A 12,423-nucleotide genomic window follows, 5' to 3' on the forward strand; every position below is an offset into this window, starting at 1 on the left:
GATTACTTCTCCTCACCTGATTGTGCTTCTTGGTATGCCGCAACAGCTTGAACTTCAGGATGTGTTTGCGGTGCCCAAGCCACTGGACGATCGGTATCAATTTCGAAGGTTGAAATCGCATCTTTAACTAAACGTGCATCCACTTCGCCTTCATCCGCTAATTTCTTCAATGTTGCAACAACAATGTGTGCAGCATCTACACCAAAGTAGCTACGTAGGTTGGCGCGCGTATCTGAACGACCAAAACCGTCTGTACCCAAAGCCACAAATGGGCGATTGTCTGGCAAATAGGCACGCACTTGCTCGCTATAAGCACGCATATGATCCGTTGCCGAAACCACAATACCGTCTGTACCACGAAGCAATTGTGAAACCCACGCTTCTTTAGTTTCTTCTGCCAATGGATGCAAGCGGTTATATTCTTCACACGCCATACCATCACGTGCCAACTCGTTAAAGCTGGTCACTGACCATACATTTGAATGGATTTGGTATTCTTCACGTAAGATTTTCGCCGCTTTGATGACTTCACGTAAAATTACGCCTGAACCCATCAACTGAACCGTTGCTTTTTCGTCTTCTTCGAACAAATACATACCACGTTTGATGCCTTCTTCAACACCTTGTGGCATGGCCGGTTGTTCGTAGTTTTCGTTCATTACAGTTAAGTAATAGAATACGCGCTCTTGGTTCACATACATGCGTTTTAAGCCGTCATGCATAATCACCGCAAGTTCATAACCAAAACATGGATCATACGATACGCAGTTTGGAATGGTGCCCGCTAAAATGTGTGAGTGACCGTCTTGGTGCTGTAAGCCTTCACCGTTCAGTGTGGTACGTCCTGCAGTTGCACCAAACAAGAAACCTTGTGCTTGTGCATCGCCTGCAGCCCATGCAATATCACCAATACGTTGGAAACCAAACATTGAGTAGTACATGTACATTGGAATCATTGGCAAGTTATTGGTTGAATAACTGGTTGCCAACGCTGCCCATGCGCTCATCGCACCGGCTTCGTTAATCCCTTCTTGTAGCATGTGACCATCTTTGGCTTCACGATAGTTCATCAGCTGTTCTTGGTCTTCAGGGGTATATTTTTGACCGTGTGCGGCATAAATACCCAACTGACGGAACATGCCTTCTAGACCAAAGGTACGTGCTTCATCTGGAACGATTGGCACTACGCGGTCTTTAATGGCTTTTTCTTTTAACAACGCAGAAATTAAACGCACCGATACCATGGTGGTCGATTGCTCTTTACCGCCACTGCCTTTTAATACCGCATCAAATACTGAAAGTTCAGGAATTTCAAGCGCTACGCTGTCTTTACGACGGGCAGGTAAATAGCCACCTAACGACTCGCGACGACCTTTCAAATATTTCATTTCTGGCGAGTTTTCGCTTGGACGATAAAACGGTAATTCTTCTAATTGCTCATCGGTAAATGGCAAGTTAAAACGATTACGGAAATATTTTAACGATTCAACATGCATCTTCTTGATTTGATGAGTTTTATTTACCGCTTCAATTTCATCAGACAAGCCATAACCTTTTACCGTTTTGGCTAAAATAACAGTTGGTTGACCATTACTTTGGGTTGCAGCAGCGTAGGCAGCATAAACTTTGTATGGGTCGTGACCACCACGATTCAAGGCTTCGATGTCTTCATCGCTTAAACCTTTCACCAATTCTTCAGATTCAGGATACTGACCAAAGAAGTGCTCACGAGTATAACCACCACCCTTAACTTGGTAGCGTTGGTAATCACCATCGACCGCTTCTTCCATACGCGCTTTTAACGCACCTGAAGTGTCTTGAGCCAATAATGGATCCCAATGACGTCCCCAAACCACTTTAATGACACGCCAGCCTGCGCCACGGAAAATTGACTCAAGCTCTTGAATAATTTTACCGTTACCACGTACCGGACCATCTAGACGCTGTAAGTTACAGTTGACCACCCACACCAGGTTGTCTAATTTTTCACGACCCGCCAGTGAAATAGCACCTAAGCTTTCTGGCTCATCCATTTCACCATCGCCTAAGAATGCCCAGACTTTACGGTCTTCTTCTTTGATTAAACCGCGGTTCATCAAATACTTTTGGATGTGTGCTTGGTAAATCGACATAATTGGACCAAGACCCATCGATACCGTTGGGAACTGCCAATAGTCAGGCATTAAGTAAGGATGCGGATAACTTGGCAAACCGTTACCGCCCACTTCGCGACGGAAATTGCTCAACTGCCCTTCAGTTAAACGGCCTTCTAAAAATGAACGTGCATAAATCCCTGGCGCACAATGACCTTGGATATAAAGCATATCCCCCCCAAAATGGTCATTTGCGCCGCGGAAAAAGTGGTTAAAGCCCACATCGTACAAGGTCGCACTTGATGCGAAACTTGCTAAGTGCCCCCCTAAATCATCCCCAGTTTTATTCGCGCGAAGCACCATCGCCAATGCATTCCAACGAATCAGAGCACGAATACGGCGCTCCATATCCTGATCACCAGGCATTGCTGGTTCTTCTTGTATCGAAATCGTATTGAGATATGGCGTATTTAGACGCTGAATAGGCACATGTTTTGCAATAGCGCGTTGATAAAGTTTTTCTAATAAGAATGCCGCACGTTCCGTTCCCATATGCTGTAAAACTGAATCAAAAGCATCTTCCCATTCTAGGGTTTCTTGTGCGTCAGAATCACCATAATACGCCATGTTCCACCTTTCCTTAATCATTATGAACAACCTAATAGTTTTACCATATTTTGCGATCAAGACGTTATGGCTACTTTTAAATATAACTACATATTTACATTTCCAAAAAAAATGATGCTTATTTTTTAAGCGCAATAAATAAAAAATCGCCCAATAAGGCGATTTTAGACGGATCATTCATGAATGAGGTTTTTTAGGAACGACCCGTAAGACTCAAAAAATAAGAATTAAGGCAACATGGCGAGATAGGTACTTGGATTCTTACGCGTACCATCTTTCACCACTTCAAAATGTAAATGCGGGCCTGTGCAACGGCCAGTACAACCCACTTTTGCAATTTCTTCGCCTGCAGTGACATGATCACCAACGCCAACTAACACACGAGACGCATGCCCATAACGAGTAATAAACCCATTACCATGATTCACTTCAACAAATTGACCGTAACCATTTACCCAGCCTGCGCGTGTCACTACACCTGCGCCAGCGGCATAAATAGAGGTGCCTGTCGGTGCAGATAAATCGATGCCTTCATGTGGGCGCGTTGTGCCTAATAGGCTACGCATACCAAATTCTGAAGAAACACGTACCATGTCTGGCAAAGGATTGGCTTTCATCCAGTTACTTGAACCGGTAGAGCTTGACGATGCCATATATTTTTTAACTGAGCTGTTATCGAAGCTGACACTTTTTGAGCTGTTTTGACGTAATTTCACGTTAAGTTGCGTTGCAGATGAATTACTTTCTTCAGCAGTATTGTATGAACCAGTTGAAAGTGTTCGACTTAACTTTTCTAATTGATCGGGTGAAGATGCAGGCTGTGTTTCAATTAAATCTGCAAAAACCACGGGTGTAGCAACTAACAAAGATAACGCAAATAAAATACGTCGCATAAAAAACCTCTCAAAAATACGGCAAAATCAACAAATCCAGCGCTGATACTTGTGTCACTTGATATTCAGCTCTAAGATGAAATAAGCAAGATAGGAATACGTTATGTCTGAACCCACCAACATTTTTCAATCGAAGCAGAAACAGGCGCGAACAGGTCAATTCAATCAACTTGTTCACCAAGTTGGCTATTGGCAAAAACTCACCCAACGCATTCAAAATGTTCTACCTCAGCCCGAAAACTGGCAGGTGGCATATTATCAACATGGGCTTTTAATTGTTACAGGTACAAATCAAGCCATGATTAGTCAACTTGGATACCTACAACAGCACTATGTTGCTCAGCTTAAATTATTACCAGAATTCAATGAATTACAAAAAATTCGAGTCAGTCTTCGTGTTGAAAAACAGCCTGAAGTTTCAATAAAACAGGAACCTAAAGCATTACCAATTGAAACACAACAAATGTTACAAGGAGCCGCTGAGTTTATAAACGATCCTAAGCTTAGCCAAGCTATGCGTCGTTTGGCAAGCGTTACTAAGTAACAATGTTCTATTTAGCCAATAATTTCAGGATAAACCATCAACTTAAAATAGTGTTTTCGTGACCATTTGATTAAAGTTTTGTTAAAATTAAGTAGTTTAGCTCACACTCACATAAGAAATTGGGCATTGATTCATGTCATCAAATGTTACAATTTCATAGCTCGTTGGATCATTTTTGACAGAATGTAGCAATTGATTGTTCAACGCATGCCCTGACTTGTAGGCATCGAATTTGGCAATAATTTGATGCCCCAGTAGATATAAGTCACCCACAGCATCTAAAATTTTATGTCGCACAAACTCATCGTCATAACGTAAGCCTTCTTCATTCACCACACCGGTATCATCCACCCCAATCGCATTTTCAAGACTGGCGCCTAACGCCAAATTATTGGCTTTGAGAAAATCAAGGTCTTTCATAAAACCAAACGTTCGTGCATCGCTCACTTCATAGACAAAAATTTCGGTTGAAAAATCAATGGTGGCAGACTGGTATTCTTTGGCAAAGGCTGGATGGTCAAAATCGATGGTAAAGTTCAACTGAAATCCATCGTGTGGGGTAAAGGCTGCGCGTTTATCAGCAATGGTCGCTTCAACTGGTTTGAGAATTTTTATGAATTTTTTCGGTGCGTCTTGTTCAACCAAGCCGCCTTGCATTAATAGATAAATAAATGGACCTGCACTACCATCCATAATAGGCACTTCAGATGCTGAAACTTCAACAATCAGGTTATCAATCCCTAACGCTGCAATGGCACTCATCACATGCTCAATGGTGCCCACTTTAATCTCATCTTGCACAAGATTTGAACACATAAAGGCTTCTTGAATCAGCATAGCATCTGCAGGAAGGTCGACAGGTGGCTGCATATCGATACGACGAAAAACAATCCCTGAATCAACCGTATGGGGCACAAAATTAATCATGACTTTTTGCCCGCTGTGCAAGCCAATACCGCTGGCTTTAACAACACGCTTTAATGTACGTTGCTTCAACATCTGGACTGTCTTCTACCTTTACAAACCGCTCAAGATTATCACATTTAATCATTGATAAAAAAGAAAAAGGCAGGTTAATTACACCTGCCTTTCTCTATAAAGCCAATTGTTTTTTTCAATAGTTACTTACTTTGTTGTTTTTTCAAGTAATCCTGAATACTCATTGGGCTTGGTCGACCTGTACTTGCCGCAGCGGCTGCCACGGTATCTGGTTGATTTTGACGCTGAATTGCTGGAATGTCGTCATCGGCAACCGTTTGTGTAGCATGCGAATTGGCAACCGCTGCTTGCTGATGACTGGCCGCTGCTTTGCGTCGTGCATCTTGTGCATTGGCATTGCGGGTTAAGCCTGTTGCAATAACGGTCACACGAATTTCATCACGTGCATCTGGGTCGAAAACAGTACCAAAGAACACTTCACCTTCGTCTAAATCTACAATTTGATTCACAACGTCAGTAATAATTTGGGTTTCGCGTAAGGTTACATCGTTGCCACCAGTAATGTTAATCAACACACCTTTGGCATTAATGATGTTTACGTTATCGAGTAATGGGCTACGAATGGCTAAACGCGCCGCTTCTTCTGCACGCTCTGGACCTGAACTTTTCCCTTCGCCCATCATGGCATAACCACGTGTGCTCATGGCGGTTTTTAAATCGGCAAAGTCGAGATTGATGTGTCCTGGGCGCACAACCAAGTCAAAAATACTACGAACAGCATTCAGCAAGACATCATCGGCTTTTTTATAAGCGTCTTGCATAGAAATATCGCCATAAACATTAAGTAAACGCTCATTTGGAATAATAATCAGCGAGTCTACAAATTGTTCGAGTGCTTCAATGCCTTTTTCTGCAGATTTTTGACGGCGACGACCTTCAAAACTAAATGGCGTGGTCACTACACCTACCGTAAGAAGCCCCATTTCTTTGGCAACTTCTGCAACAACAGGGGCTGCGCCCGTACCTGTACCCCCCCCCATACCGGCAGTAACAAACACCATGTCTGCACCTTCTAAGTGCTGACGAATTTGTTCACGGCTTTCTTCTGCAGCAATTTGCCCAACCTCTGGGTTTGCACCTGCACCTAAACCACGGGTACTTTGCTCGCCAAGTTGGATTTTAAAAGGTGCGTTCATACGATCGAGTGCTTGTCTGTCTGTATTTGCACAAACAAATTTTACACCTTTAATATCGGATTGAACCATGTGTTGAACAGCATTACCACCGCCACCACCAACACCAAATACTGTGAAACGGGCTTGGCCGTTACCATCGGTTTGTTCTTCGTCTAAAAATTCAAATGAGGCCATGACCTGTCGTGTTCCTAATGCTTATTGGCAGCCATTTGAGCCCGTTACTGCCTACAACGTCTATTTATTTTAGCATGCTGTGCATCTGCTCTATTTGTCAAGTATAGTGCTTTTTGCTTACAACATTCCAACATTATTCACTATTTAAACAAACTAGAAAATTGACTTCAGTTTGTTATTTAATAAATCCCAACCATTTTTTAAACGTGACACAAAATTAGTATCATGACTCACATCGGTTGCATCAATTGCGTCTGGTGTTTCGGCTTGGCTATACATGAGCAAACCGGCCGCAGTTGCATATTGAGCGCGGCGCAATGCAGCCAACTGTGTATCTTCTGCGGTGACTTGTAAAGGTGAATTGCCCAGATGCGCCGACACACCCAACATACGGCGTGCAAAGCTAATCATGCCTTCAATTTGGCAAACATCACCGGTTAAAACCACGCCATGATATAAACCATCAATCGCGCCTGTTTGCTCTAAATCTGTAAAAATGCTTCTAAAGATTTCTTCGTAGCGCGCAATAATAATTTCGCTTAATTCAATGCGACTAATGGTTTGTGGGCCTTCAATCCCCTGCACATTAATCATATGGTCAGGCTTGACTACGTCTAAATCGACACAACCATGCAAAATTTTAATTCGTTCTGCTTCATCGGTGGTGGTTTGTAAAACCGCAGCAATATCGCGTGTTACATGCTCGCCACCAATGGCATAGGTTTTGGTCAGTGCTAAACGGCCATCTAAATACACCGCAATATTGGTTGTGCCCGCGCCAATATCAACCAAGCAAACGCCATAATCTTTTTCATCTTGCAATAAACTGGCTTCAGCAGTGGCAAGGTTAGAAACCACCATGCGCTCGACACCAATGTTCGCGCCTTTCATCGCCCGATCTAGATTTTGCATGGTGCTAATCGGTAACATCATCAACTGATAATGTCCGGTCATGCTTTGAGCCGCCATATTAATCGGATTGGTAACCCATTGCTGATTATTGTCGAGCTCAAATCCTAACGGAACAGCACTGATTAAATAATGGTCGGGTGAAATATGGCTCGCCTTGGCTAATTCTAAAGCGCGCACCACTTCACTGGTGCTAATGACTTGCTCCGCATTGGCAATTGGGGTTCGACCAACGGCATAAAAGCTTTTCAGGTCGGTACTAGGAATAGACACCCATGCCGAATGCACGCGACATTCCGCCATATTTTCTGCTTCTGACACCGCATTTTTAATTGCAGAAATGACTTTGTCTAGGTTAACGATTTTACCTTTACTCATTCCCCGATTTCGGGCGGTTGCCATACCCACAACCTGAATATTATCAGACGCATGCACTTTAGCAATTAAGACAGAAACTTTATGCGTCCCAATGTCTATTGCTACAACCGAGGGAGCCGCTTCACTCATTATCCACTACCATTTCATCATTAAGTTAAGTTATGGCTTAGCGCCGGTTTATTTTTTAGCCATGCTTATGGGGTTGCAGGAGTTTTCCCAGTAACCGCAGGCTCATTGTTTGTTAATACAAATTGACCATGTGACACAGGTGCAGCACCTTTCCACTGAATTGCCAATCCATTTCGATAACGTAAGTCGACCGTAACAATTTGCGACCACACCGGTTTTAAATCGCTGCCGGCCAATTGGCTTAATCGTTGTAGTTTACTCATGGTTTGGTCTTGATCCACTATAATTCGTAAACCTGAATCGAATTGCATGAACCATGTCATTCGCTCAGTTAAATACAATTCGGTTAAATGCAAATTAAACGGTTGGAACAATTGGTTAATTTCATTATATCGACGCATCATCAATTGTGCTTGACTAATTGGTCCATGCATCAACGGTAAATCGGTATGTGGCTGAATGACAGCTTCACTAAATACTTCGCCGCTGTCGCTAAGCAAACGTCCGGTTCCCCAACGTGCAATGCCATGGCGCGGAATCACCCGCACGCGAATGGCATTTGGCCACGCCCGCGAAACCACCACACGTTCAACCCAAGACACCTGCAAGGCGCGATCTCGGATTTGCTCTAGGTCTGAGGTGAAGTAGTTATTTTGCATCACAGGCTTCACTTGAGCCATGACTTGTTGGGTCTGTATTGGCGAATCTGTACCGACCACTTCAAGATCGGCCACACGCGCATCGGTAATCACTTTGTATAAACCCAAAATGCCGGCAATAAAGACCAAGGTTGCAACAATCAAAAGCAACCATCCACCGAGGTTCAGCAGCTTTTCTGAACGGGTCGGTGGCTTTTCATGAATTGAGGTGACAGCCGCACGTTTGCGACGCATTGAAGCAGGTAGTTGCGCCATAAATTAGCGAGCCGTATCCGTTAATGTTTGTTCAAGAATAGCCAGACACAGTGCGTCAAAGTCATAACCTACCGCTTTAGCCGCCTTAGGAACCAATGAATGACTGGTCATGCCTGGCACGGTATTGACTTCAAGCAACCAGAATTTACCTTGTTGATCTTGCATCGCATCAATTCGCCCCCAACCGCTTGCACCCACTGCTTGGAATGCACGCAAGGTCAATTGCTGTAATTGTTTTTCGTCATCTTCACTTAAACCACATGGAATGCCATATTCAACGTCATTGCGTTGATATTTGGCTTCATAATCATAAAATGCCACATCGGCAGGCGGTTGCAAGCGAATGACCGGTAAAGGCTGATTATTTAACATGGAGATAGTAAATTCTCGTCCCGTAATCCATTTTTCAGCCATAACTACCGCATCGTGTTGGGTGGCTTTGGCTAAGGCTGCGGCAAAATCTTCAGCTTTTTCAACCTTGCTCATGCCAACGCTTGAACCTTCGTGCACTGGCTTAATAATTAAAGGCAAGCCCAATTCTGCAATCACGGCATTCAGGTCTGTTTCAGCACTGACAATACGATAGGGCGCAGTGGGTAATTCAGAACCTTGCCAAATTTGCTTGGTTTTGACTTTGTCCATACCAATTGCAGAGCCTTGAACACCAGTACCGGTATAAGGAATATTCAGCCATTCTAAAACGCCCTGAATCTGACCATCTTCACCGCCTCGCCCATGCAACACGATAAAAGCACGGTCGAATCCAACCAGTTCGGTCACAGGCTGTTGCTGAGGATCGAACCCATGTGCATCAACCCCTGAGCGCAATAAAGCATCAAGCACCGCTTGACCACTTTCTAACGAAACTTCCCGTTCCGCAGATTTCCCACCAAACAACACTGCGACTTTGCCGAATTTTGCTGCATCTGACACGTTTTTTATCCTTAAATTAAGCTAATAACTTTTGAAGCATGACAACTTAAACCATTATTTCAAGAATAGCTGTTTTTGCGCCAATTCAACTGAAATTGCACCCACATTGCCTGCGCCTTGCGTCAATAAGAGGTCATTCGGTTGTAACACTTGTTGCATCACATTTTCAAGATTACCTTCAACAGGATCAATCAAAATTGGTTCAACCTGACCACGCAAACGCAAACTACGTGCCAACGAACGACTATCTGCGCCAACAATTGGTTTTTCACCAGCGGCATATACTTCAAGTAATAACAGTTGATCAACCTGAGATAACACTTCAATAAAGTCGTCAAAACAGTCGCGCGTGCGACTATAACGATGTGGTTGGAACAACATCACCAAACGACGATCGGGATGGCTTTGACGCGCCGCTTTAATAGTGGCTTCCACTTCTTTTGGATGATGCCCGTAATCATCGACTAATTTAATGTTACCTTCGCCTAGTGCAAACTCACCCTGTACTTGGAAACGACGACCCACACCGCTAAAACCTTCTAAAGCACGCGCAATGGCAGCATCAGAAACACCTTCATCTGTTGCAATACCAATAGCAGCCAAAGCATTCAAGATATTATGTAAGCCCGGCTGATTGATGGTTAACGATAAAGGTTCTTTGCCTTTACGCAGCACGGTAAAATGCGAACGCATACCATCTTGATCGACATCAATCGCACGGATATCGTTATCTTCATTAAAACCGTAAGTTAATGTTGGACGACCAAATCGCGGCATAATTTCACGCACATTGGCATCATCGCCACACACCACAGCCAAACCATAGAATGGCAAGTTATGAATAAAATCAACAAAAGTATCTTTTAATTTATCAAAACTGCCTTCGTAGGTGTCCATGTGGTCGGCATCAACATTGGTAATAATTGCCGCCATGGGTTGTAAATATAAAAATGATGCATCCGACTCATCGGCTTCCGCCACAATATAGCGGCTCGCACCCAATGCGGCATTTACACCAGTACGATTCAACAAACCACCAATCACATAGGTTGGATCTAGGTTTTCTTCGGCCAACATAGTGGTCAGTAAACTGGTGGTTGTGGTTTTACCATGCGTTCCTGCCACGGCAATACCATGACGATAGCGCATTAATTCACCGAGCATTTCAGCACGGCGTACCACGGGAATGCGCTGCTCTAAAGCAAATTTGACTTCTGGATTTTCTGGATCAATAGCGGTTGAAACCACCAACACATCAACTTCTTTTAAGTTATCTGCGCTATGTCCGATATAAACCTTAATGCCTTTTTCTTCTAAATGCAGGGTTGTTTTCGAGGCTTTAATATCTGAACCGGAAACCTTGTAGCCCTGATTTTTAAGCACTTCTGCAATACCACACATACCCGCACCGCCAATTCCCACAAAATAGATGTGTTTAATACGGCGCATTTCAGGAATTTTAATCAGTTTCTTTGCTTGGTCGGCAGGGGTTGTTGGTGACATACAATACTCTAACTTATAATGCTTGAATTAAATGAACCACATCTTGTGCGGCTTGTGTTTGGGCATGCTGACGCGCTTTTACGGCCATTTCGGACAAAAGCTGACGATTCATTAATGGCATGAATAGCGCATGTAAAGACTCAGCCGTCATAGTTTTTTGTGGGCAAATTTTGGCAGCACCCACTTTTGCTAAAAAGCCTGCATTGGCTGTTTGATGATCATCTACAGCTGAAGGCAACGGAATAAAGACCGCAGCCACGCCCGCAGTTGCAACTTCAGTCACCGTTAATGCGCCTGCTCGGCAAATAATTAAATCGGCATTACTATAAGCCGCTGCCATATTTTCAATAAATGGCACCACTTCAGCTTGCAGGGTACTTGGTGCATCTGCATAGGCATCTTGTGTTTGGCTTAACTGTTGCTGCCCACATTGATGCACAATATTAAGCGGCACATTTAAGGCTTTTAATGCCGCAGGTAAATTTTGATTTAATGCCTGCGCACCTAAAGAACCACCGACAATTAAAATTTGTAATGGCGCTTGCGCGATTTCACGCTGCTCATAACGCCATGCAGGACTTAAAATCTCACTAATTTCTTGGCGAACAGGATTTCCTGTGGTGACCACTTTGTCACTGGCAGGGAATGTATTTGGGAACGCCTGACAGATTTTTTTGGCAATACGTGCCAATTGTAAGTTGGTAAAGCCAGCCACCGCATTTTGTTCATGAATCAGCACCGGAATACCCAATGCACGCGCAGCCAAGCCACCGGGACCTGCAACATACCCCCCAAAACCTGCCACCACATCGACCTTTTCTTTTTTCATATACGCCATTGCGCTTAGAGTGGCTTTTAAAATTTTAAACGGTGCAAGTAATTTACGCACAGCACCATTACCACGCACACCCTGAATATCAATGTGATACATTGGGATATTTTGATCTTTCAGCAGACGATTTTCCATACCATTTGGCGTGGCTAACCATGACACACGGTGCCCTTGTTGTTGTAATAATCGTGCAACGGCTAACGCAGGAAAGACATGTCCACCTGTGCCTGCTGCCATCAGTAAAATATGTTTTGTGTTTGCTGCTTGAGAATTTGTCACTATCTATACTTCAATGCGTTATGTTTCGTACATTTCTAAGGTTATTTTAATCATAAAGTCACACAGGCGTGAATGCTTTT

At 43.6% G+C, this 12,423-nt stretch carries 10 protein-coding genes; 1 reads left to right on the top strand and 9 read right to left on the bottom strand.

Features of this window, described 5'->3' with window-relative positions:
* Positions 1–2: 2 nt before the first annotated feature.
* On the bottom strand, positions 3–2,720 hold the full coding sequence (gene aceE / locus I2F62_RS01980) for a pyruvate dehydrogenase (acetyl-transferring), homodimeric type (RefSeq protein WP_324625344.1): 2,718 nt from the start codon (positions 2,718–2,720) through the stop codon (positions 3–5).
* Between the two features lie 227 nt (positions 2,721–2,947).
* The gene (locus tag I2F62_RS01985; protein ID WP_324625345.1) at positions 2,948–3,613 is read right to left on the bottom strand and encodes a M23 family metallopeptidase; all 666 of its coding nucleotides are present in this window, start codon (positions 3,611–3,613) and stop codon (positions 2,948–2,950) included.
* Positions 3,614–3,716: 103 nt separating this feature from the next.
* Here I2F62_RS01985 and I2F62_RS01990 point away from each other — a divergent pair, with 103 nt between their 5' ends.
* A complete protein-coding gene (locus tag I2F62_RS01990; protein WP_324625346.1) occupies positions 3,717–4,157 on the top strand; it encodes a DUF721 domain-containing protein in 441 nt (146 codons plus the stop codon).
* A 96-nt stretch (positions 4,158–4,253) separates the two neighbouring features.
* Here the strand turns inward: I2F62_RS01990 and lpxC are convergent, their stop codons facing one another.
* The 7 genes from lpxC to murG all read right to left on the bottom strand — a co-directional run bounded on the left by lpxC (position 4,254) and on the right by murG (position 12,343).
* Positions 4,254–5,156, bottom strand: a complete 903-nt coding sequence (gene lpxC, locus I2F62_RS01995) for a UDP-3-O-acyl-N-acetylglucosamine deacetylase (protein WP_324625347.1) — start codon at positions 5,154–5,156, stop codon at positions 4,254–4,256.
* Between the two features lie 122 nt (positions 5,157–5,278).
* Positions 5,279–6,466, bottom strand: coding sequence for a cell division protein FtsZ (gene ftsZ, locus I2F62_RS02000; RefSeq protein WP_324625348.1), 1,188 nt, complete (start codon positions 6,464–6,466; stop codon positions 5,279–5,281).
* Between the two features lie 153 nt (positions 6,467–6,619).
* Positions 6,620–7,882 carry a cell division protein FtsA gene (gene ftsA / locus I2F62_RS02005; protein ID WP_324625349.1) on the bottom strand — a complete coding sequence of 421 codons (1,263 nt, stop codon included), beginning with the start codon at positions 7,880–7,882 and terminating at the stop codon, positions 6,620–6,622.
* A 65-nt stretch (positions 7,883–7,947) separates the two neighbouring features.
* Entirely contained in the window at positions 7,948–8,796 is an 849-nt protein-coding gene (locus tag I2F62_RS02010; protein ID WP_324625350.1) for a cell division protein FtsQ/DivIB, read from the bottom strand.
* 3 nt (positions 8,797–8,799) lie between these two features.
* Complete coding sequence (locus I2F62_RS02015) at positions 8,800–9,729, bottom strand: D-alanine--D-alanine ligase (protein ID WP_324625351.1); 930 nt, start codon at positions 9,727–9,729, stop codon at positions 8,800–8,802.
* Positions 9,730–9,783: 54 nt separating this feature from the next.
* Entirely contained in the window at positions 9,784–11,232 is a 1,449-nt protein-coding gene (gene murC / locus I2F62_RS02020; RefSeq protein WP_324625352.1) for a UDP-N-acetylmuramate--L-alanine ligase, read from the bottom strand.
* A gap of 13 nt (positions 11,233–11,245) precedes the next feature.
* On the bottom strand, positions 11,246–12,343 hold the full coding sequence (gene murG / locus I2F62_RS02025; RefSeq protein ID WP_324625353.1) for an undecaprenyldiphospho-muramoylpentapeptide beta-N-acetylglucosaminyltransferase: 1,098 nt from the start codon (positions 12,341–12,343) through the stop codon (positions 11,246–11,248).
* Between the last annotated feature and the right edge of the window lie 80 nt (positions 12,344–12,423).

This window comes from Acinetobacter sp. MD2(2019), from assembly GCF_035615615.1.
Lineage (GTDB): Bacteria > Pseudomonadota > Gammaproteobacteria > Pseudomonadales > Moraxellaceae > Acinetobacter.